At 31.6% G+C, this 23,598-nt stretch carries 22 protein-coding genes; 11 read left to right on the top strand and 11 right to left on the bottom strand.

The features are described 5' to 3' along the window. Window positions 1-131 precede the first annotated feature (131 nt). The 3 genes from GBO31_RS24155 (at window position 132) to GBO31_RS24145 (ending at window position 4,233) form a co-directional block, all read left to right on the top strand. Entirely contained in the window at window positions 132-641 is a 510-nt protein-coding gene (locus GBO31_RS24155; RefSeq protein WP_219011203.1) for an RNA polymerase sigma factor, read from the top strand. A gap of 70 nt (window positions 642-711) precedes the next feature. Then, on the top strand, window positions 712-1,623 hold the full coding sequence (locus tag GBO31_RS24150) for a FecR family protein (protein ID WP_219011202.1): 912 nt from the start codon (window positions 712-714) through the stop codon (window positions 1,621-1,623). Next, window positions 1,624-4,233: a TonB-dependent receptor domain-containing protein gene (locus GBO31_RS24145; protein ID WP_219011201.1), complete on the top strand. Its 2,610-nt coding sequence runs from the start codon at window positions 1,624-1,626 to the stop codon at window positions 4,231-4,233. 205 nt (window positions 4,234-4,438) lie between these two features. Here the strand turns inward: GBO31_RS24145 and GBO31_RS24140 are convergent, their stop codons facing one another. The 8 genes from GBO31_RS24140 to GBO31_RS24105 all read right to left on the bottom strand — a co-directional run bounded on the left by GBO31_RS24140 (window position 4,439) and on the right by GBO31_RS24105 (window position 12,553). Further along, entirely contained in the window at window positions 4,439-5,281 is an 843-nt protein-coding gene (locus GBO31_RS24140) for a M57 family metalloprotease (RefSeq protein ID WP_219011200.1), read from the bottom strand. 557 nt (window positions 5,282-5,838) lie between these two features. Next, window positions 5,839-6,687, bottom strand: a complete 849-nt coding sequence (locus tag GBO31_RS24135) for a M57 family metalloprotease (protein ID WP_219011199.1) — start codon at window positions 6,685-6,687, stop codon at window positions 5,839-5,841. Window positions 6,688-7,038: 351 nt separating this feature from the next. Continuing rightward, the gene (locus GBO31_RS24130) at window positions 7,039-7,314 is read right to left on the bottom strand and encodes an ATP-dependent Clp protease adaptor ClpS (protein ID WP_219011198.1); all 276 of its coding nucleotides are present in this window, start codon (window positions 7,312-7,314) and stop codon (window positions 7,039-7,041) included. A 57-nt stretch (window positions 7,315-7,371) separates the two neighbouring features. Next, window positions 7,372-8,211: a 50S ribosomal protein L11 methyltransferase gene (gene prmA / locus GBO31_RS24125; protein WP_219011197.1), complete on the bottom strand. Its 840-nt coding sequence runs from the start codon at window positions 8,209-8,211 to the stop codon at window positions 7,372-7,374. Between the two features lie 94 nt (window positions 8,212-8,305). Further along, window positions 8,306-9,058 (bottom strand): triose-phosphate isomerase, encoded by a 753-nt coding sequence (gene tpiA, locus GBO31_RS24120; RefSeq protein WP_219011196.1) that lies wholly within the window; start codon window positions 9,056-9,058, stop codon window positions 8,306-8,308. Between the two features lie 52 nt (window positions 9,059-9,110). Next, window positions 9,111-10,181 carry an ABC transporter permease gene (locus GBO31_RS24115; RefSeq protein WP_219011195.1) on the bottom strand — a complete coding sequence of 357 codons (1,071 nt, stop codon included), beginning with the start codon at window positions 10,179-10,181 and terminating at the stop codon, window positions 9,111-9,113. A gap of 1 nt (window position 10,182) precedes the next feature. Then, on the bottom strand, window positions 10,183-11,919 hold the full coding sequence (locus GBO31_RS24110; protein ID WP_219011194.1) for a BT_3928 family protein: 1,737 nt from the start codon (window positions 11,917-11,919) through the stop codon (window positions 10,183-10,185). Between the two features lie 91 nt (window positions 11,920-12,010). Then, a complete protein-coding gene (locus GBO31_RS24105; protein WP_219011193.1) occupies window positions 12,011-12,553 on the bottom strand; it encodes a DUF1599 domain-containing protein in 543 nt (180 codons plus the stop codon). An 83-nt stretch (window positions 12,554-12,636) separates the two neighbouring features. Here GBO31_RS24105 and folP point away from each other — a divergent pair, with 83 nt between their 5' ends. The 4 genes from folP to GBO31_RS24085 all read left to right on the top strand — a co-directional run bounded on the left by folP (window position 12,637) and on the right by GBO31_RS24085 (window position 16,098). Then, a complete protein-coding gene (gene folP / locus GBO31_RS24100) occupies window positions 12,637-13,470 on the top strand; it encodes a dihydropteroate synthase (protein WP_219011192.1) in 834 nt (277 codons plus the stop codon). 221 nt (window positions 13,471-13,691) lie between these two features. Then, window positions 13,692-14,468, top strand: coding sequence for a diadenylate cyclase CdaA (gene cdaA / locus GBO31_RS24095; RefSeq protein WP_219011191.1), 777 nt, complete (start codon window positions 13,692-13,694; stop codon window positions 14,466-14,468). Then, window positions 14,468-15,262 carry a DUF3667 domain-containing protein gene (locus GBO31_RS24090; RefSeq protein WP_219011190.1) on the top strand — a complete coding sequence of 265 codons (795 nt, stop codon included), beginning with the start codon at window positions 14,468-14,470 and terminating at the stop codon, window positions 15,260-15,262. The genes cdaA and GBO31_RS24090 overlap by 1 nt, the downstream gene beginning before the upstream one ends. A gap of 35 nt (window positions 15,263-15,297) precedes the next feature. Continuing rightward, complete coding sequence (locus tag GBO31_RS24085) at window positions 15,298-16,098, top strand: DUF3667 domain-containing protein (protein ID WP_219011189.1); 801 nt, start codon at window positions 15,298-15,300, stop codon at window positions 16,096-16,098. Here the strand turns inward: GBO31_RS24085 and GBO31_RS24080 are convergent. Both GBO31_RS24080 and truA read right to left on the bottom strand, forming a co-directional pair. Further along, a complete protein-coding gene (locus GBO31_RS24080) occupies window positions 16,071-17,837 on the bottom strand; it encodes an ABC transporter ATP-binding protein (RefSeq protein WP_219011188.1) in 1,767 nt (588 codons plus the stop codon). The genes GBO31_RS24085 and GBO31_RS24080 overlap by 28 nt on opposite strands. A 2-nt stretch (window positions 17,838-17,839) precedes the next feature. Then, complete coding sequence (truA, locus tag GBO31_RS24075) at window positions 17,840-18,583, bottom strand: tRNA pseudouridine(38-40) synthase TruA (protein WP_219011187.1); 744 nt, start codon at window positions 18,581-18,583, stop codon at window positions 17,840-17,842. Window positions 18,584-18,701: 118 nt separating this feature from the next. Between truA and GBO31_RS24070 the strand changes: the two genes are divergently transcribed. Beyond that, on the top strand, window positions 18,702-19,196 hold the full coding sequence (locus tag GBO31_RS24070; RefSeq protein ID WP_219011186.1) for a metallophosphoesterase family protein: 495 nt from the start codon (window positions 18,702-18,704) through the stop codon (window positions 19,194-19,196). Between the two features lie 58 nt (window positions 19,197-19,254). Here GBO31_RS24070 and GBO31_RS24065 read toward each other — a convergent pair whose 3' ends face one another. Next, window positions 19,255-19,665 carry a DUF4293 domain-containing protein gene (locus GBO31_RS24065; protein ID WP_219011185.1) on the bottom strand — a complete coding sequence of 137 codons (411 nt, stop codon included), beginning with the start codon at window positions 19,663-19,665 and terminating at the stop codon, window positions 19,255-19,257. A gap of 200 nt (window positions 19,666-19,865) precedes the next feature. On the opposite strand from GBO31_RS24065, the gene rho reads away from it, so the two are divergent. From rho to GBO31_RS24050, 3 genes are all read left to right on the top strand, one after another. Next, window positions 19,866-21,536 carry a transcription termination factor Rho gene (gene rho / locus GBO31_RS24060; protein WP_219011184.1) on the top strand — a complete coding sequence of 557 codons (1,671 nt, stop codon included), beginning with the start codon at window positions 19,866-19,868 and terminating at the stop codon, window positions 21,534-21,536. Between the two features lie 176 nt (window positions 21,537-21,712). Continuing rightward, window positions 21,713-22,381 (top strand): peptide-methionine (S)-S-oxide reductase MsrA, encoded by a 669-nt coding sequence (msrA, locus tag GBO31_RS24055; RefSeq protein ID WP_219011183.1) that lies wholly within the window; start codon window positions 21,713-21,715, stop codon window positions 22,379-22,381. A 908-nt stretch (window positions 22,382-23,289) separates the two neighbouring features. Next, window positions 23,290-23,598, top strand: a 309-nt coding sequence (locus tag GBO31_RS24050; RefSeq protein WP_219011182.1) for an SH3 domain-containing protein, incomplete at its 3' end; no start/stop codon positions are given.

Raw genomic sequence — 23,598 nt, 5'->3', positions numbered from 1 at the left:
TTAAAATTTTTAATGATTACGATAAAATTAAATCTTAAAATTATTGTTTTTAATATATTAACAGAAGATGATGAAACTGTTAAAACATTATGTTTTAAAATCGCTACAAAATAAATATCTTCGATATTAATATGGAAAAGAAGTCTGTTTGTGATGAAAAAAATTTTGAATCAATCTTTGATGATTGTTCTGAATCCTTACGGAATCTTATTTACTATAAATGCGGTGACGTTAATCTTGCTGAGGATATCATACAAGATGCATTCATTAAGTTATGGAAAAATTGCAAAAAAGTTGTTTTCTACAAGGCTAAATCATATCTATTTACAGTAGCTAACAACAATTTATTAAATCATATTGCACATAAAAAAGTAGTACTTAAATACGAACAAAAACCACATTCTGAATTGAACAATCAAGATCCACAGTTTATTATTGAAGAAAAAGAATTTATGGTAAAGTTGAAAAAAGCTATAGATGATCTTCCAGAAAAACAGAGGGAAACTTTTTTATTGTCTAGAATTGATAAGAAATCATATAAAGAAATCGCTGAAATAACAGGGGTTTCGGTAAAAGCAATTGAAAAACGCATACATTACGCTTTAGTAAGCCTGCGACAACAATTAGGAGATATTTTATAATTTAATGTAGGGTAATATAGTATAAGACTGTTAATAAAGTAAGAAGCATAAACGACGAACAAAAAAACAAATGCAAAATCCATATTCAGACGAAACATTCTTAGCCAGATGGCTTAATGATGACCTTGACGCCAAGGAAAAGATGGAATTTGAAAATTCTGAAGATTATCAAAAATATGTAACTATTATTGATAAGGTAGCTACGTTAAAATCTCCAGTGTACAACCGAGATAAAAACTTTAATGCAATTAAGGAAGACTTAAATAGCTCATCAAAGATTATTTCATTCCTTCCACAGTGGACCATTGGTATTGCTGCTACCCTATTGGTTATTCTTGGTATTTTCTTTTTCTTCAATCGTTCTACAGTATACACCACGAACTATGGAGAGCAACTGACAGTCGAACTTTTGGATGGTTCAGAAGTAATTTTAAATTCCAAATCAGAATTAAAGTTTAATAAATCAGATTGGGAAGAAACTAGAAAAGTAACACTAACGGGAGAAGCATTTTTTAAAGTAAAAAAAGGTTCTGATTTCACTGTGATTTCTGAATCTGGTGAAGTAAATGTGCTCGGAACCCAATTCAATGTAAACTCAAGAAAAGATTATTTTGAGGTAATTTGTCATGAAGGTAAGGTAAAGGCATCTGGAAATAAAGAATCAAATAAAGCAATATTAACCAAAGGAAAAGCATTTAGAATTGCAAATGCAGTAGCAGAAAATTGGGAAACCGATACAAGCCTACCGGGCTGGTTATCAGGAGAAAGCACCTTTACAAACACTCCTCTAAAACAAGTAATACAATCCTTGGAACATCAATTCAATATTTCGTTTGATACACAAAAAATAGATCAAACCCAACGTTTTACCGGTAGTTACAGTCATAAAAATATTGAACTAGCATTAAAAACAATCTTTGTTCCTATGGAAATTTCATATACATTTAACGACGAAAACAACATAGTTCTCGTTAAAGAATAAATGAAATCGATTTTTTTTTCTATTTTAATAATAATTTCTATACCCTCTTTTTCTCAAAAAACGGCATCCTCGGTCTATGATGATACGCCTTTAGAAACTATTTTAAAGGATTTAGAAAAATCTTATAGTATAAAGTTTTCTTTCAATCCTGAAATAGTTAAGAATGAAAATGCTACTATTACTAAACAAAAATCGTTAGCAAAAATATTAGAGAGTTTACAGGCACAAACATCATTATTTTTTGAAAAAGTAAATGAACGTTATTACATCATAAGAAAAAAAACTAAGGAAGGCAAAATTACCGTCTGTGGTTATTTATTCGACAAGCTACGTCAAACGCCTTTACAAGAAGCTTTGATAACCAATAAAAATCAATCTAAAACAGTTTCTTCTGATAAAAATGGCTATTTCCAATTATACTTAACCGCTCCTAATGACACTATAGATATTCGATTTCTGGGTTACAAAAATAGAAGATTTATAGCTCGAGAATTACAAAGTACGGATTGCGTTAAAATTCAACTATCAGAAGATGACTTTCAATTAGGAGAAGTAGTTATTACTGAGTATGTAACTTCTGGAATTTCAAGACAAGGAGCCAATAGCGCGATAAACATTGACCCCAGTAAATTAGGAATCTTACCAAGATTAGTGGAGCCAGATATTTTACAGACACTTCAATTCTTACCTGGTATACAAAGCCCTACTGAAACCGCTTCAGGATTGCATATTAGAGGAGGAACTCCTGATCACAATCTTGTTTTATGGGATGGTATCAAAATGTATAGTTCTGGACATTTCTTTGATTTACTTTCAATTTTCAATCCGTATATCACAGAAAATATAAAACTTTATAGAAACAGCACCGATGCTAAATATGGAAATAGAATTTCAGGAGTAATCGATATAGAATCTAAAAATGAAATTCCTAAGGATCTAGGATTTGGGGTAGGTTTTAACATGACTAATATAGATGCATATGTAGAAGCTCGTATTGATGATGATTTTGGAGTAATCATTTCCGCACGAAGAGCATTTACCGATTTAATTGAAACACCAACATTTAGAAGTTATTCGGATAGAGCATTTCAAAGTATTCGTTTCTTTGTTGATAATCAAAAATTAGATCAAGAAACTGTAGAAAATGAGAACGTATTTTATTTTACAGATCTTACACTAAAAACAATATTTGATCTCTCTAAGGGTCATAAGGGAACTAACAAACTAATCATTAGTTCCATTTTTACAAACAACAACCTTGACTACACTTTAAATATCAAAAACATACAAGGTTTTAGTGAACCATTCGATGAAAATCAGAGAGATGATTTAAACTTCGTAAATCAAGGAGCCAATATAAAATGGGAAAAAAAATGGAATAAAAACTTTACGCATTTGGCTAATTTTTACTTTTCTAATTATGACTTTAGATATACAGGCCTTAGGGAAGCTAGAGCAACAATTGATGGATTCCTCTTTTTTGAAAACAATATAGAAGAAACTAATGCCATAAAAGATGTTGGTGCATCTTTACATACTAATTGGAGAATAAACGCTACGCATAGTTTTAATTCTGGATATGATTTTTCCACTAATGAAGTTACCTACAATGCAGATTACTCTGCTGATGATTTCACCTTTGATGAGCGTGGTAACAATATCACCCATGCTGTTTTTGGTGAATATCAGCTAAATCTAAACGAAAAGTTTAAGCTCAGTGCAGGTATTCGAGGAAATTATTTTTCTGTTTTAGATGCAACCTATTGGGAACCAAGAATCAATTTAGAATTTAATGTATTCCCAGATGTCATTGCAAAATTAGCAACTGAAAGAAGAAATCAGGTTATTAGTCAAGTATCTAACTATTTACCGAATGATTTTAATTTAGATAATCAAATATGGCTTTTAGCAAATTCAGAATTTGTATCTATGTTAAGCAGCGATCAAGTATCTGGAGGTTTTACACTGAATAAAAATGACTGGTATGTAGATCTTGAAGGATATTATAAAACAACAGAAGGCTTAACATCTTTTGCAAATGGGTTTAATGGCATTTTAGATTTAGAAACAGGAGAAAGTGAAATTTTCGGAGTAGATCTTTTAATTAAAAAAAGAATTAATAATTATCGATCGTGGATCAGTTATTCATATACTAATCAGGATTTCAAGTTTGAAAATGTAAATGACGGAAGGTATTTTCCTGGGAATTTCGACATTAGACACAATCTCTCCTGGATTCATACATATCAATGGAAGAATTTTGAATTTTCTTTAGGTTGGAATATACGAAATGGAAGACCTTATACTCCTGCAGATGGTATTACAGAAACAGAAGAGTTCCTTTTTATTGATTATGGAGAAGTTAATAGTAAACAACTAAATACGTATCATAGATTGGACTTTTCATCCTCCTATAAATTCAATTTATCAAAAAATGATACTTGGAGAGGCAAAATAGGGTTTTCTTTATTCAATCTTTACGATAAGGAAAATACACTTAACAGAACCTACAATATCCGATTTGATGACAATAATAATTTTTTACTTCAAGAAATTAATACCATATCTGCAGGTATTACTCCCAATTTGTCATTTAGAATTGATTTTTAACTATCTCTAATAAAAAGTGTTTTTTGCAACCTAAAAAACTAAATCCCAGAACCTTTGCATTCAATTTGAATTATTATTCCTATATCATAGAGACCTATTAAAATAGTTAAATAATACGTAATAAAAAACCATCTCAACTTGTGCTGAGATGGTTTTCTTTAAGATTCAAAGCTTTTTATATATGTAAGATGCTACAGTAAACTTATTAGTATAAAGCATTTAAAGCAGTGATATCAGTACTAGTGAATTCTCCATCTTCACCAGAACCAAAACAAGCTAACATAATAGAATCAGCTCTATCAGAACTTGGAGTACCATTAATTAAAATAGCTCCAACTCCAGCAGTTCCTTCGTTTGTATTTTGTCCACAACTTTGACGGCTTCTCCAGTCTTGGTGACGGAAACCTACAGAGTGTCCAATCTCATGCGTGATAACGTGCTCTACAACGTTTGTACTAAAAGAGTCAGTACCAGCATTGATCTGAACTCTCTTAAACGCCTGACCTCCACTTGGGAATCCAGCAGAACCTCCGCCGCCGCTACGACCGTTGTTATATACAACCATGTCTCTATTATTGAAGTTGCTTTGGAAAACTAAAGTTAAATTCAATGAAGTATTTAATCTATTGTAGTTATTAACTGCCCATTGAAGTGCAGTTCTCATTTTACTTGTAAGCGCACAGCAAGAACCAGTATATCCAACAACTCTGAATGATCTGTTAGATCCAGTTACTAAGTTGTTTGTACGGAATTGCTTATTTCCATCAGCAGTAGTAGCCAGTCTTTGAGCATCAGAGTCAAGCTCTTCATTAGAAATAAAGATATCGTTAGCTTGTACTCCTTGAATAATAGGGTCTCCAGGAAGCCCTTTGAAAGTTACATATTCCGCGTCAACAGGATTAACTCCTGCTTTCAAAAGTGCATCTTGATGCGCTTTACTTATAGCAGCAGTTTCTGGTTGAACGTCGTTGTTAATTTCGTCTTTTTGGCAAGATGTGATTACACCAGCCGCGATAGCGCATAGCGCTAAAACTTTGATTTTTTTCATTTTAAAAAGTTGAGTTTGTGTAGTTACTTTTTAAAAAACAGACTTGTTTCTAAATCTATTTTTATTTGCAATTAATTTAAGAAGCTTTGAATCTTTTTAAATTATAGCGAGATGAAGATATGATAATTTTTTGGAAATATTCGTTAATTCTTTGAGGTATCATTAATCAATATGCAAAAACACTGAAATAAATGCAACTAAATTGCATTAACTCTAATAAACCCTTACCTTCAAATTCATAATAAACCGATCAAGTGCATTTTTGGTCAGAATTAAGCTGACAATTATTCATTAAAAAGACAGATATACTAGGCTATGTTAAAGAAATGTAAATAAATCAACAACTCAATATTAAAATAAGTTTTTTCTTACAAATCATAAATTTTTAACTAAAAAGTGTTAAAAAAATATTAACAGCTATTTTAAAGTACATTTTAAACAAAAACCTATGAATGGTTTCAAAAAAAACTACAAAACACTAACAATTCATTTATAAGAAAAAAACCCAACAGTTGTTGGGTTTTTGAATTTCATACTTTATTTAATTTCAAGCAATCCTAGTATAGATAGTTTAAAGCAGTAATATCATTACTATTAAACTCTCCAGTAGCGCTAGTACTAAAACAAGCTAACATAATTGATGTAGAATCATACCCTGTTGGTGTTCCTGGGATGTGAATAGCACCATCAGAACCTGCACTTTCTCCAGATTGTCCACAACTTTGACGACTAAACCAATCTGTGTGACGGAAACCTATTGAATGTCCTATCTCATGTGTAATTACATGTTCATTTACATTGTTAGAATATCCTGATAAACCATAGATCGCTACACCAAAGTTTGGCCTTCCCTGTGCATCAGGGAATCCTGCTACTCCTCCTTGCTCTCCAGCTGCTTCTTCATTTGGGTCATGATACACTACCATATCTTTTGTTTGATAATCCGTACCAAACGTTAATCTAAAACTTATAGAAAGGTTTAATCTATTGAAATTATTAACAGCCCATTGTAAACCTGTTCTTTCTTTACTATTAAGACCGAAACCTCCACCACCAGTATAACCGATGATATCAATCGTTCTGTTAGAACCAGTTACCAAATTATTAGTTCTATATTGCTTTGTATTTCCTTCTCCATCTCCCAATACAGGAGTTTTCATCAAATTCTCTATTGTAGAAAAATAATCTCCAGCTCTTACACCAGTTACTTGAGAACCATCTAAAAGCGTTCTTGTTTGCATAATTGCATCACTCGGATTTACCCCAATCGCTTCTAGTTGTAATTTAATTTCTTTTGATACTTCTTTGTTTGCAGTTTCGATTTCGTTAGAAATATCTTCTTTTTGACAAGATGTAATAAGACCAGCTGTAATAGCACAAAGTGCTAAGATTTTAATTGTTTTCATTGTAAAAATGTGTTGAGTTTGTATAATTTATTTTGGGAAAGTACAGACAAAACCAACAAATTGTGCTAGCTTAAAAATCAATAAGAAAGTTTTGGGGCGTACAATTTTTCCGATTCAAAGATATCATAATTTTTTATTAAAAAAAGTTAATTCATTGAATTATTCTCTGCAAATCATTAAAATCGATGAATTTTTATCACAAAATATCGTTTTTTTCGACGAATGACACAACAACCAAAACACTCAAAAACCTTACTATTATTAGGTTATAACCATAATTTTAATTTTTGAACAAAAAAAAAGCTCAATAAGCAAATTTTATTGAGCGAATATTCCTACAAATATATTTTATTATACAATTTCAGCGCTTAATCCAGCCTGAAGTAATTTAGAGCAACGAGGAACTAATTCTTCGTAAACTCCAGTCTTTACGGTACATTTACCTTTATAGTGTACCAACATTGCACATTGCTCCGCTTGCACTGGTGTATGTTCACAAGTATATATCAAAGTTTCTATAACGTGATCAAAAGTATTTACATCATCATTATATAAAACAATTTCATTGTTATTTCTCTCTGCTGTTTTTTCTAAAACTTCCTCTAATACCTTCTCTTGTGTGCTCATTTCCTTAATTTTATACAAATATACTATTTCGTAAAGAAAAACGAATCCAATATTAAATTATTTTAACTTGTAACAAGCTGCTATCCAATTGTTTCGATTCAGGCTATCAACAAATTCTAAATCGTTAGCAGCACACTCTTCTGTAATCATCTTAAGATCTTCTTTGTAGAATCCACTTAAAAACAAAAATCCATTGGTTTGTAACGTTTCTGCATAAATTGAAATATCCTTCAACAAGATATTCCTATTGATATTAGCTATAACTACATCATATTTCTGATCCACTAGCAATGATGCATCTCCTTCATACGCAGTAATAAATTCGCAATTATTTCGCTCTATATTTTCGATAGTATTTAAATAACACCAATTATCAATATCGATTGCATCTATAGGTTTTGCTCCTCTCATTTCAGAAAGAATCGCCAAAACTCCTGTTCCGCATCCCATATCAAGGACCTTTTTATTTTCTAAGTCTGCTTTTAACAAATGCTGGATCATCATATGTGTAGTTTCATGATGACCTGTACCAAACGACATTTTAGGCTCAATTACAATATCATAAGCCACATCAGGTTTGTCATGAAAAGGAGCTCTTACTCCACAAACATCATCCACAATAATTGGATTGAAATTCTTTTCCCACTCTTTATTCCAGTTTACTTGTTCGATTTCTTTTGTAGTATAAGTAATCTCAAACTCATCTGAATTTAGTATGTGGATATCATTTAAAATATCTTTATTCCATTCTGACTTTTGAACAAAAGCCTCTACTCCACTTTCGGTTTCTACAAAACTCTCAAAACCTGCATATCCTAATTCAGCAATCAAAATTTCTGTTGCTGGTTGTAATGGTTTTATAGTAAAATAATACCCTATATATATTGGTGTTGTCATATTTTCAAAAGTTAGTCTGCAAAGGTAATCTTTTGTGCTACAAAAAAAGGTATCCGTTGATACGAATACCTTTGTATTATTCTTGAAAATATTTCTAAAAAGAATTTGCTATAGCAGCAAAACTTTCTGCATCTAAAGAGGCTCCTCCAATAAGACCGCCATCTACATCTGGTTTAGCAAAAATTTCTTTGGCATTAGCTGGTTTCACACTACCTCCATAGAGTATAGAAACTTCTTCTGCAACTTCAGCAGTATAAGCCTCTGAAATAGTTTTTCGTATAAATGCATGCATTTCTTGCGCTTGTTCTGGTGTTGCAGTTTCACCGGTTCCTATAGCCCAAACTGGCTCATATGCTAATACAATCTGCTTCCATGCTGAGCTATCTAGACTAAATAACGCATTTTTTAACTGGCTCTCGACAACAGCAAAATGATTATTATCTTTTCTTTCTTCTAATTCTTCTCCAAAACAAAATATAATTGTCATATTATGTTTCAATGCAGTTGCAACTTTTTCAGCTAACAACTCATCGGTTTCTCCAAAATAAGCTCTTCGCTCGCTATGTCCTAATATAACAGTCGTAACACCAATACTAGTTAACATATCTGCAGAAATTTCTCCTGTAAAAGCACCACTTTCTGCTTGGTGCATATTTTGTGCAGCAACATCAATATCCGACCCTTTTAACTCCTCAAAGGCATAATATAGATTTGTAAATGTTGGTGCTACGATTACTTTAGCTTCTGGTGTTTCTTTAAGCTTTTCTTTTAATTCTGAAAGAAGAACTCCACTATCAGCGATATTCTTGTTCATTTTCCAGTTTCCTGCTACAATCTTTGCTCTCATTAATTTTAATTTATGTGTGTGGTTTTTATTTGGTTACTTTTCAAAAAAAAGGCTAGGTCCTAATTCTAGGATCCAACCATCTATAGATTACGTCTACAAATATATTGATTAGAATGAATACGGAAGAAATAACAATTACTGCTCCCATAATAATTGGAAGATCAGAAGTATTTAGCGCATCTACAATTTCCTTTCCCAATCCATTCCATCCAAAAATATACTCTACAAATACGGCTCCGGCTAACATGGATGCAAACCATCCAGAAATTGCTGTTACTACTGGATTTAAAGCATTTTTTAAAGCATGTTTTCTTATAATCTGAAACAACGACAAGCCTTTAGCCTTGGCTGTTCTTATATAATCCTGACTCATAACTTCTAATAATGAATTTCTCATTAACTGCGTTACTACTGCTAACGGACGTACTCCTAACACTATAGCTGGTAATATTAAATTTTTCCATTGAATATAGGTTCCTTCTCCAAAGTCATCTACTTCATACAAACTACCAGTCATATTCAAATTAGTGTATTCATGTAATACATAACCAAATAACCAAGCAAAGATAATAGCACTAAAAAAAGAAGGAACACTCATTCCTATTGTACTTATCAATTGTAATAACCTATCTGGCCATTGATCTTTGGTTAGCGCACTAATAACACCCATTGAAATTCCTAAAAGAATAGCGATAAAAATCGCAGAAACTGCTAAAACTGCTGTATTGGGTAAAGTTTCTTTGATCACTTGGCTTACTTTCTTTCCATTTTTTTGAAAAGATTCTCTTAGATATGGATATTTAAAAACAACCTTAGAGTTACCAATTGAAAATAACGATACTCCTGTATACTTTTTGGTATCGAAATATGAAAAGTCTTCTTTATTAGTGCTATGAAAAGAAATGGGTGAAAGATCGTTTAAATAATAAGCATATTGTGTTTTTAGAGGAAGATCAAAACCATACTTCTTATTAATGATATCTAACTGTTCTTGATTTTCATTTTGCCCCATCATCATCTGCGCTGGGTCTCCTGGAAGAATTGTAAACAAAAGAAAAATCACCGTTATTACTCCTAATAAAGTAAGTAAAGCATACCCAAATTTATAGAAGTAACTAATCATCCTAATTGGATTTTTTCTTTAATTCTTCCACTTCTTCTAAAGTGTAAACTTTGTACTCAAATGTATCTCCAAATAACCTTTTTGAATATTCTTCTATTGTAGTATTATATCCTGCCTTTGTCCTTCTATCATTTACATTCTCTGCATCTTTTATTGGCCAAATAATATCGATTGGAGTATTTGTATCCGAGTTTAGCGTCATCCCTTGAGTTCCATAGATTTGTTCTTCTCCTTTACCCATTAAATGTCGATCTTCCATCATCGCTACAAGTCTAAAAGGGATTTCATCATTTTCTCCTGCTTTTTTGATCAATGGAAGATATTGATCTATTTTATCAGAATGCTGAATTACAAACCAGGCAGCTTTATTCGTAGGTTCACCTACTAGTGACTTTCCTGGATACCCATATTTCTTAAAAACCTGTTCTATATAGACAGTATTAGAAGAGTCTATTTTATTTTGCTGAAACCAATAATCACTTGTAGCTTCTTCTTCTGTAGCACCTACTAGTTTAGCAATACTATCTCGCTGTTCTACCGTTTTAGCCTGCATCAATTTTCGAAACTTTTGATCTAATTTTGAAATACTGTCTAACTTAGCTTTTAGTTCCAAATTCATTTTAGGCTTAGAAGGCTCTACTTTATCTAAGATCAATTGATCAGCATCATTCCAATGCAACTTTTCAGTTATCGTACCTTTAGTAAGCTTCACAATTCCTGGATTAGATCTCAATATCGTTTTCAATGCTGTCTCATCAGTACTATAAAAATCAAAAGTAAGACCATACTGTTCCTTTTTCTGCGCTACTGCTTGAGGTGAAGAAGCAGTAAGTCCGATCACATCATAACCTTGTTTCATTGCTTTTTCAGTAAGTCCCTTTATAACATTCATTCCTTCTCCTTCACTTTTAGAAAGATTGTACATTACAATTAACACTACATTTTCTTTCTCTAAAAACTCCGTGGTATAGTCTCTTCCATCTTTTTCAATAGCAAAATCATGTATTGGAGGTATGTATCCTTCATTAATCATTTTAGTTTCCACCCCTATATATTTACCATCTACTTGCGGATACTCTCCACTAGTTTTGATGATTTCTTCTTTCCCGTTTACATTAAATTTCCAAGCGTATTCAAATTCAGCTTCGGGAGCGCCTTCAGGAACGGACATTCCTTCTTGAATGTTTGTTCCAATTTTATAGGCTCTAAAATCAAATGTTGGTAAGTGCATCAAAACGTGATATGCAAATGCCAAACATGCTGTAAACGAAACAAAAACAATCCATTTATGAGAACTCTCTGGCAGCATTGGAGTAATATATTTTCTTCCAAAAAATAATATCAAAATGAATACTAGAAGAATAACGTCTTTCGTGAAAGATTCCCAAGGTGTTAGCGGTAAGGCATCTCCAAAACACCCACAATCCGTTACCTTATTAAAATATGCAGAATAAAAGGTGAGAAATGTGAAGAAAACAATCATTCCCAACAAAGACCAAACAGTGAATTTTGGCAAATATCCCAGTAATAAGGTGATTCCAACAATAATTTCAAAAACACACAAGAATACTGCTAATAACAATGCAACTGGAATTAAAAACTCCATATTCAAAACTCCCTCACTGAAATACTCCTGTAATTTATAAGAGAATCCGAGAGGGTCGTTCAGTTTAATAAATCCGGAAAATAAAAAAAGTGCTGCTACAAATATTCGGGAAAAACCAACAAGTATTTTCATTTCTAATATGGAGATTATAATTTATGATGAACAAGATAAAAGGTTTATATCTTGCTGCTTTTAGTTTAACAGTTTTTTATAAAATCGTAGGTTAATTCGCTTCGCCCAGATGAATCATCGCAAAAACAGCATAATTAATCATATCCTGATAGTTTGCATCAATTCCTTCACTAACTAATGTTTTACCTTTATTATCTTCAATTTGCTTAACTCTCAGTAGCTTTTGAAGAATTAAATCGGTCAAGGAACTTACTCTCATATCACGCCAAGCTTCGCCATAATCATGATTTTTATTCATCATCAATGTTTTTGTAATATCTATGTGTTTGTCGTATAACTCAGTTGCAGAATCCACTGTTAAATCTGGTTGATCTACAACTCCTTTTTCTAATTGGATTAAAGCCATTAAACTATAATTAATGATTCCAATAAACTCAGAAACTTCTCCTTCATCCACTTTTCTTTCCGCATTTTCTTGCAATCCACGAATTCGTTGTGCTTTAATAAAAATCTGATCTGTAAGTGATGGTAATCTCAAGATTCTCCAAGCACTTCCATAATCTTTCATTTTCTTTGTAAATAAATCACGACATTTGGTGATTACTGCGTCATATTGGGTAGACGTATCTTGCATATAACAGTTGAATTTTGCGTAAATTTCGCTTTAATATCGCAATTATACCAAATAAACATTAAAAATATAGTATAAACCTATTTATGACTATAAATTGTAAAGGAACTTTAATAGAGCTCAATACCCCTAAAGTAATGGGTATTTTAAATCTAACACCAGATTCTTTTTATGATGGTGGAAAATATAAGGATGAGTCTCAAATCTTGTTTCAGGTAGAAAAAATGCTGCAAGAGGGAGCTACTTTTATAGATCTTGGAGCATATTCTTCAAGACCAGGCGCGGATCATATATCTAAAGAAGAAGAAGAAAGACGAATTTTACCAATTGTAACATTAATTTTGTCAAAATTCCCAGATACAATTCTATCTATTGATACTTTTAGAAGTAGCATTGCAAGTAAATGCGTAGAGGCTGGAGCCGCCATTATTAATGATATTTCGGCAGGAAATCTTGATACTGATATGATTCGCACTGTTGGAAAATTAAAGGTGCCTTATATTATGATGCATATGAAAGGAACTCCACAGACTATGAAATCATTAGATCAATATTCGGATTTAATAAAAGAGATTCAATTCTATTTTTCGCAAAAGGTATTAGAAGCCAGAAAAGAAGGTATCAATGATATTATTATCGATCCTGGTTTTGGTTTTGCAAAAAACATAGATCAAAATTTTGAACTTCTCAAAAAATTGAATCTCTTAAATTTCCAAGATCTGCCTATTCTGGCGGGTATTTCTAGAAAATCCATGATTTACAAAACTCTCAACAGTACTCCTTCTGAATCTTTAAATGGAACTACTTCTTTAAACACAATTGCCTTATTGCAAGGAGCATCTATTTTAAGAGTACATGATGTTAAAGAAGCTATTGAATGTATAAAGTTAGTTAGCAAATACAATAATCTTGCAGATTAATCATTTTCAATAAGAAGCAGAAAAAATAGTACTTAAAATTAGAATATGAACTAATTTGAATGCGCTTTTTCAAGCTTTTCAAATTAGAGTTTATTTAATTTATAAAAAGTTAGATCCTGTTCTACAACAGGATTAGTTCAACTAACTAATTTGAATGCGCTTTTTCAAGCTTTTCAAATTAGAGTTTCACTAATTTTTCTATTTTTACAAAAAGACCGCATTTGGATTTAATCAATCTCAGAATATTAGATATCTTAGATATCGTGCTAGTTGCACTACTCCTATACTATATGTATAAATTGGTTAAAGGAACCGCAGCAATCAATATTTTTATCGGAATTGTAATGATTTACCTAGTCTGGAAACTGACTCAGTTTCTAGCAATGGAAATGCTGAGCAGTGTTTTAGGTGAATTTATTGGTGTTGGGATGTTCGCTTTGATTGTAGTTTTTCAACAAGAAATTAGAAAATTTCTTTTAATGATTGGATCTACGAATTTTGGTAGAAGAAGGAAGTTTTTGCGACAACTAAAATTTATTCGAGATACACCTGAAGATAGTGTTACTGATGTTGGTGCCATTGTAAGAGCTTGTCAGAAAATGGGTGATACCTTTACAGGCGCTTTAATTGTAATCAAAAGAAATACTTCCTTAGATTTTGTTAAAAATACTGGTGATGAGTTAGATATACTCGTAAAAACCCCAATTATAGAAAGTATTTTTTATAAAAACAGCCCTTTACATGATGGTGCAATGATTATAGAAGACAATAGAATTGTGGCAACACGTGTAATTTTACCAGTATCAAATGATAGAGATATACCACTGAGATTCGGATTAAGACATAGAGCTGCTATTGGTATTACAGAAAAAACAGACGGATTAGCATTGATTGTGAGTGAAGAAACTGGTCAAATTTCTTATATAAAAAATGGTGAATTCGCGATTTTTAAGACCCCAGAAGAACTTATTGAGAAAATAAAGAAAGACCTTCAATAATGGATAATAAGCTTACTCCTATTAATCATTGTAAAAACTGTGGATACGAGATCAATAATTTTTCCTATTGCCCTAATTGTGGTGCTAAGAAAATTACAAAACGAATCACTTTTAAAAATTTAACTCAAGAATTTAGTGATCGTTTTTTAAATCTGGACAACTCTGTCATCAGAACCTTTATCCACCTGTTCACAAAACCCAAAGATGTGATTGATGGTTTTATCCATGGCCTTAGAAAAAGATATGTAAACGTCTTTAGCTATTTTGCAATATCACTTACTATTGCTAGTTTATACACATTTATTTTAAAAAAATACAAAGATGATATTTTTGCTAACGTGATGACTACAGAGGAGCAAATGGAAGTTAGTAAAATAGCTTCAGATATTTCATTTGAATATCAATCTCTAACCTCTTTTTTGACAATTCCTATTTTAGCATTGATATCAAGGTTGGTGTTTTTTAATTATAAAAAATATAACCTAACAGAACATCTTGTAATTCACCTCTATGCTTATTCGCATATCACCATGGTAATTAGTTTTATTACATTACCTATACTCTTAACCGTGGAAAACCTTTATTTAGTGTTATGGATTCAGTTTCCTACTTCTATATTTTACATCGCTTATGTGCTTAAGAAATTATATGACTTAAGTTGGAAAAAAATCATATTGAAAACACTATTATTTTTTGTCATCATGATCATATTATTTATTATTTTCTCTATAATATCAGCTATCATTATGGTGCAAACAGGAATTATGCCTATTAACGGAAGTTCTTCGGTCTAAAAAATCATCAAGCATTCTAAAAACAACTTAAACAAATGAAGGAATCTATTACAATTTCTAATTGTAAGAACTGTGGACATAGTGTTGAAAATGTAAATTTCTGTTCTCATTGCGGAGCTAAAAAAATTACCAAAGGCATTACTTTAAAAAGTTTAATTACAGAAATTAGTGAAGTATATCTTAATGTGGATAGTACTTTGATAAGAACTATAAAAGATCTTACTATCAAGCCTCATGTTGTAATAGAAGAATATATTAATGGTGTTAGAAAGAAACATTTAAACCTACCTTCATATTTTCTATTATCACTAACACTTTCTACGATATTAAGTTTTATTAAAGAAAAAGCATTTCATATCGCCTCAGAAACCGAAAAATATGATGGCAAGTCAGAAATGATACAACTTTTTTTAGAAACCACAGAAAAATACCCAACACTTGGATACTTTATATTTATTCCGTTTTATTCTTTAATGTCCCGTTTCATTTTTAGAAAGTACAGAAAATATAATTTTATAGAGCACAGTGTAATTAACGCTTATCTTATTGCGCACCTTACCATGCTTACATTTATACCATATATAATTACATTTATCTTTGGAGACTATCTGGAAGAAAGTAGCTTTATTTTTCTGCTAATTCAGCTAATTTATGCTACTTTTTTATTCAAAAATCTTTACAACGTCAGTTATTGGAAAATTATAGTTAAAGGTTTTGTAGGTTTCCTATTAATCTTCCTTATTATAGTAGGCATTAGTGTTATTGGAGGGTTAGCTTATAAAATCTTAGAAGAAAACGGCTTGATCAATCAAGCTTCTTTCATTTCACTAAACTGAACTTCGTAAAGATTTTTATAATATCCATGTTCCACTTTTAAAAGTTCATTGTGATTTCCTTGCTCTACAATTTTACCACTATCCATTACAATAATTTTATCTGCATTTTTAATGGTAGCTAATCGATGCGCGATAACAATAGAAGTTCTATCTTGAGTTATCTTATCGGTAGCATCTTGGATCAATTGCTCACTATGCGAATCTATAGAAGACGTCGCCTCATCTAACACCAAAATTTCAGGATTAGTTACATAGGCTCTTAAAAATGAAATTAACTGTCTTTGCCCCGAAGAAAGCATGACTCCTCTTTCTTTTACATTATAATGATACCCATTTGGCAGACTCATAATAAAATCATGAATACCTATTTCCTTTGCCGCCTTAACAACTATTTCTTCAGTCACATCTGGATCGTTAAGGGTAATATTATTAAAAATAGTATCCGCAAACAAAAAAACATCCTGTAAAACTACGGCAATATGGCTTCTTAATGACTTTAAATCAATATCATGAATCGATTTTTTGTCAATAGAGATGGTGCCACTATCAATTTCGTAAAATCTATTTAACAAATTAATGATAGTTGATTTTCCTGCTCCCGTAGCGCCTACAATGGCAACCGTTTCTCCTGATTTTACAGAAACCGAAATTCCTTTTAATACTTCTTCATTCTCAACATAACTAAATCGCACATCAGTAAAATCAATAGCACCTTTAATTGTTTCAAGTTCTGTTTGTCCCAAATCGTTAATCTTGGATTCAGTATCCAAAATAGCGAACACTCTATTGGCTGCTACCATTCCCATTTGTAAAGTATTAAACTTATCTGCAATTTGTCGCAATGGTCTAAAAAGCATCTGTGAGAGCTCTATAAATGCTATCACAATACCTAAAGTTATTACATCTCCTTCAGCTGCTTTTGAACCTCCATACCATACTATAAATCCAATGGCAACAGAACTAGACATTTCTGCAATTGGAAAAAAAATCGAGTTATACCAGACCGTTTTGATCCACCCCTTTTTGTGTTTTTCGTTTATCTCTTTAAAATTTTCATACTCTATTTTTTCTCTTGTAAATAGTTGGACTATTTTCATTCCTGTTATCCGTTCTTGCACAAAAGAATTTAGATTTGAAACCTGTGTTCTTACTTCTTCAAAAGCGGTTTTCATTTTTCTTTGAAAAACTCTCGTTGCAAAAACAATAAAAGGTAAAACTGCTAAGACAATTAGTGTAAGCTGCCAGCTGTAATAGATCATGAAGCAAAGGATCACAAACATTTTAAGTAGATCACTTATAATCATAAAAAGACCTTGACTAAAAATACTGGCAATGGTCTCGATATCACTTACTGCTCTGGTAACTAATCTACCCACCGCAGATTGATCATAGTATTGTTTTTTAAAACCTAACATATGATCAAAAAGTTTTACTCGTAAATCTCTGATCACTTCTTGTCCTAACCAATTTGCAAAATAAATGAACAAAAATTGAAAAACCACTTCTAAGAGTAATACTCCTAACATCAAACTGATATAAAACACAATAAGTTGACTGTCTTTTGGAATAAAACTTTCATCAATAGCTTTTTGTAATAAAAGAGGCCTTAATATTGCGAATGCGGATAACAGTATAGCTGCTAGTGCTACAAAATAAAAGGTAAATCGATACGGATTTGTATACCCAATCAGTCTTCTAAACAACTTAAAATCAAATGCCTTTCCGCTTTTTTCAGCCATTATTACATATATATATTCGCAGGATACGCTACTTTCGTCAAATATAACCCATGAGCAGGCACAGAATATCCAGCTTCACTACGATTTTCACTTTTAATAATTCTTTCTAAATCTTCAAGATTCAACTTATGCTCTCCTATTTCTACGAGAGTTCCCACAATTGCTCTTACCATATTTCTTAGAAATCGATTAGCAGTAATCCTGAAAATCAACATACTACCATTTCTTTCCCAAATAGCTTCTGTTATAGTACAATTATACGTTTTTACATCGGTTTTCGACTTACTGAAACATTTAAAATTCGTATAGTTTAACAGTAATTTAGCAGCCTCATTCATTAAATCTATATCTAACTCTTTCCTCAAATAGTAGGCTTTATTTATATGAAAAGGATCTTTATTTAAGGCTATCAAATACTCGTATGATCTACTAAAAGCATCAAATCGAGCATGTGATTCGCCTTTAACTGCATATACTTTTTGAATTGCAATTTCCGGCGGAAGAAGAGAATTAAGTTTATAACAAAGTTGATTTTCTTCTACATCATTTTCATAATCAAAATGAGCCATAATCTGTTTAGCATGAACTCCCGCATCTGTTCTTCCAGCTCCAACAATTTCTATCTTAGATTTCAACAACAGAGATAATGAATTTTCTAAAACCTCTTGTATCGAAATAGCATTTGGCTGTCTTTGCCAACCATGATAAGACGTCCCATTATAAGAAAGTTCTAAAAAATATCTCAAAGCTTTATTTTATTTTTGTTCTAAATCAGACCGCAAATATACTTTATATAAAAGAGATGTGTTATATATTGATCTTTCGGTTTACTTATAAGATTATAAACGATATCTATTTATACATTTGAAAAAAATACTCTTACTTAGTGACACTCACAGTTATATTGATGATCGTATTCTTCACTATGTCAAGCAGGCGGATGAAGTATGGCACGCTGGAGATATTGGTGATTTAAAGGTAACAGATGCCATAGAAGCTATCAAACCTTTGAGAGCAGTTTATGGCAATATTGATAACGACAAAGCGCGAGTAAGCTTTCCTTTACACCAACGGTTTAATTGTGAAAAAGTTTCAGTTTGGATTACACATATTGGTGGCTATCCGCCTAAATATAATAGTACAACAAGACAAGAAATTAAAAACAATCCTCCCAAACTATTTATTTGTGGACATTCGCATATCCTAAAAGTAATTCCTGACAATGTTAATGGTTTACTACACATGAATCCAGGAGCTGCAGGAAAACATGGTTTCCACAAAATAAGAACAATGTTGCGATTTACAATCGATGAAGATAAAATAGAAAATCTTGAAGTAATAGAATTAGGTAAAAAATAAGAACCCGAAGTTGGCATACTCCGGGTTCTAACGCACTAATACTACTAAGATTTTAGGTTTATCGCAATCGATCTACAGATTTTACGAGATTTTCATCCTTTTTAATAGCCTTATTGGCTACCACTAATAAAACGATAGAAATAATAGGAAGTAACATCCCAATACCTTTCTCAGAAACCGCTGTTTCTCCAGATAATGTTAGTGACCAATAAACAAATACTCCTAGTAAAATAAAGTTTAATAAGATATTGATTCGCCCCATTACAAATTGGAGCTGTCTATTTTTAAATAAAAAAATACTGATCAAGGCTAAAATAGCAGATCCTCCAAATAACCCCATAACTAAAAGATTATCTTGCGCTAGAAGTGCTTCTTTATTTTGATCTATTCCATATGGTAAAAGTGCAGAAATTCCACCTGATATTACCACAACTAAAAACAAATATATGGATTGAATTCTTTGTATCATTCCCCTTATTCTTTTGGAAATGCAAAAATAAGAGTTTCTTTTTATAATTATAGGTTAAAATCAAAAATAAAGTCGTATACTTGCATCACAAATGATGTAACCCATTCTATATTAGGTTACTTACCTTCTTAATAAAATTTTCCTAGAATTCTTCTTTAGAAAATTTAATACCAGAACCTTAAATTATATAACAAATTTAAATGTTAGAGATTTCTGAATTAAAAGCGAAAAAGCTTCCTGAGTTACAGGAAATTGCGAAAAGTTTAAAAGTACCTAAGTTTCGCAGTATGAAAAAATTAGACTTGGTATATCAGATATTAGATTACCAAGCAGCCAACCCTACTAAGGTAAAAGAAGTTATTACAGAAGAAACTTCTACAAATAAAACAGACAAGGACAAGGCTAAACCAAAGCAAGCTACACGTCAAAAAAGACCTCGTACTAAAAAGACTCCAGCTCAAAATAATGCTCCCTCGAAAGAAGCTACTTCTTCAAAGGAAAAAAACACCTCTCCTAAGCAAGAAGCCAAAGATTCTAATCAAGGAAACAAACCACCTGTTGAAAATAAAAAACCTCAAAAAAAGCAAGAGGACAAGAAGGAAGAGCGAAAAGAAGAAAGAAAGGATAATAACAGAAATAGAAATAACGATAAATCTCAAAATAAAAACCGTAATAACAACAATAAAAAAGATAACGGGAATAGAGATAATGGAAATAGAGATAACAGAAATCGTTACAAAGAACCTGATTACGAATTTGATGCAATCATACAGAGTGAAGGAGTATTAGACATTATGCAAGACGGGTATGGTTTTTTAAGATCTAGCGACTATAATTACCTATCTTCTCCTGATGATATATATGTATCCCAATCACAGATAAGACTTTTTGGTCTAAAAACTGGTGACACGGTACTTGGTCAGGTTAGACCCCCTAAAGAAGGTGAAAAATATTTCCCTTTAATAAAGGTTAACAAGATTAATGGTCTTGACCCACAAGTAGTAAGAGACCGAGTATCATTTGAACACCTGACACCTCTTTTCCCTCAAGAAAAATTCAAAATAGCAGAGAAACAAAGCACTATTTCCACAAGGATTATGGACTTATTCTCTCCTATTGGTAAAGGACAACGTGGTATGATCGTATCTCAACCTAAAACAGGTAAAACCATGTTACTAAAGGATGTAGCAAATGCTATTGCTGCAAATCATCCTGAAGTATACCAAATGATCCTTCTAATAGATGAACGTCCTGAAGAGGTAACTGACATGCAACGTAATGTGCGCGGAGAAGTAATTGCTTCAACTTTTGACAAAGAAGCTCACGAACATGTAAAAATTGCGAATATTGTTTTAGAAAAAGCTAAGCGATTAGTAGAATGCGGTCATGATGTAGTTATTCTATTAGACTCAATAACTCGTTTAGCAAGAGCTTATAACACGGTACAACCTGCCTCAGGTAAAATACTTAGTGGAGGTGTAGATGCCAATGCCTTACACAAACCAAAACGTTTTTTTGGAGCTGCTCGAAACATTGAAAATGGTGGATCTCTAACCATTATTGCTACCGCATTAACAGAAACCGGATCCAAAATGGATGAAGTTATCTTTGAAGAATTCAAAGGTACCGGTAACATGGAATTACAATTAGATCGCAAAATATCCAATCGACGAATATTCCCTGCTATCGACCTTACATCATCAAGCACACGTCGAGATGACATCCTACTTGATGAAAGCACTATACAAAGAATGTGGGTGATGAGAAAATATCTTGCCGATATGAATCCTGTAGAAGCTATGGAATTTATCAATGAACGTTTTAAACAAACTAGAAATAATGATGAATTTTTAATCTCCATGAATGGATAATAAAAATTCATACCTTATATAGTATAGTAAAAAATGGTTGTCGAAATGACAACCATTTTTTATTTAAAATTTCTTTATGATACCTCTACAAAGAATCTAATTAATTTTGTCAGATAAATACTCTTTGAAAGGTTTTTAAAAAAAATGAGACTACTACTTCCAAAAAAACAACTATTATGAAGACCTTATTATATAGCTTATTCACTATTTCAATTTTATTATCTGGTTGCCAAGGCAATAGCCAAACATCAAATAAAAACGCAACCACACAAAACCAAAACATTACACCAGTTCAAACCAAACCCATCAATGGTTTGGAACGCGCATACTTTGCGAGTGGTTGCTTTTGGTGTGTAGAAGCCATTTATGAGAGTGTTAAAGGTGTACAAGAAGCTGTATCCGGATATTCTGGTGGGCATACAGAAAATCCAACATATGAATCTAGTAATACTGGACGAACAGGACATGCAGAAGCAGTTGAAGTACTATATGACCCAAAAGTTATTTCTTTTGCATCCTTAGTGGATGTGTATTTTGGATCTCAAAATGTATCTCAAATAAATGGACAAGGCCCAGATAGAGGTTCACAATATAGATCTATCATCTTTTACCAAAACGACGAGCAAAAAAATATCATACAGAAAAAGAAAGATTTTTTGACCAAAAGTTTAAATCGAAACATAGCAGCTGAAGTTACACCATTTCAAAAATTCTGGAAAGCTGAAGACTATCATCAAGATTATGAAAAAAGAAACCCTTATAACAGATATATTCAAAATGTTTCTATCCCAAGATTAAAGCGTTTCCAGAAAAAATTCCCCGAATTAATCAAAGAAACACATTAAGCACTTTCTCATTAGATTCTTACAAATTCTTTAAAAAAAAAATCAAATTCTCACTAAAATCGTACACATAAAAAATCGTCAGCGATTTCTGACCACATCATTTTTAATTCAAAAAGCAGTAAAATAATCAGATTAAAGATGTAGCGGCAAAACCATAATTTCTTAAATGTAGTACCATTTTTTTAAGAACATAAACGATTTCTTAGTTTTTGTACAAAAAAATAAATCAATATTATAAACACTTAATTGTCAACACCGTACCAAAGCAAATAATAAAATCTAAAGCTCACCAATCACACTATTTACTATGCGTACATAATAAATAGCGTTAAATTTTTGTGAAAATTAGATTTTACACTAAAGAATAAGAATTCTAAAAAAAGGAAATTTCATCTCTAAATTGCACTTAAAATACCATACCGGCTTCAAGTATTGTAAAATCAAGATAAATCAGTTGTAATACACAAAATTATCGTTGAAAAACACAAATTCAATAAAAAAAAAGTAGAATTTTCTGTAAATAAAGTCAAAACAAGTTGTGTTTTTCAGATTAATAACTTACTTTTGTTTATAGTTTAAAAGTTTTCAGTTCAGTTGTTTAATACATAAGTTTAAACTTAAGCTAAAGAAAAAGCACCTTAAGTTACTGAAAATCAATAAAATAATAAACTATAAGATCTTATTAAATTGTAAGTTTTACTTCAAAAATTAGAAGTGTTAACAATTTCAAAATATTCCACACAACAGTTTGGCATATTTTTTGAGATCGCCATTTTGAGGACGAATTTGAATAAATTTTTAATATTATTGAGAAAACCCGAGAAAAAAAGCAAAAAAAGATTAACATCTGAACCAAGACCCTAATCTGCTTTATTTTTTGAATTTAATTATGTAAACACAGAAAGATTATGAAATCAATTTTTACATTTATTTTGCTATTGGTGATGACTTCTTCGACTTTCGCTCAGATAAAGTCATTAGACCGCTATTTAATGTCTACTGCAAAGTTAGAATTAAGAACTGGACCTGGACCGAATTTTGATATTATTGGTGAAATCCCTCAGGGAACACAAGTATATGTAATTAGTTCAGGATATGGTGACTGGAGTACAGTACAGTATAAAAATGGTAATGGATTTGTTTTAACAAAATTATTAGCTGAAGATAATAGTATTGCAGAGGCTGAAAGAGCTGCAAAAGCTGCTGAGGCTAAAAAG

It is taken from the genome of Aquimarina litoralis, assembly GCF_019295435.1.
In the GTDB taxonomy this organism is placed as follows: domain Bacteria; phylum Bacteroidota; class Bacteroidia; order Flavobacteriales; family Flavobacteriaceae; genus Aquimarina; species Aquimarina litoralis_A.
Note: the sequence above shows the minus strand (reverse complement) of the source record. Positions and strands in the feature narration are given on the sequence as shown.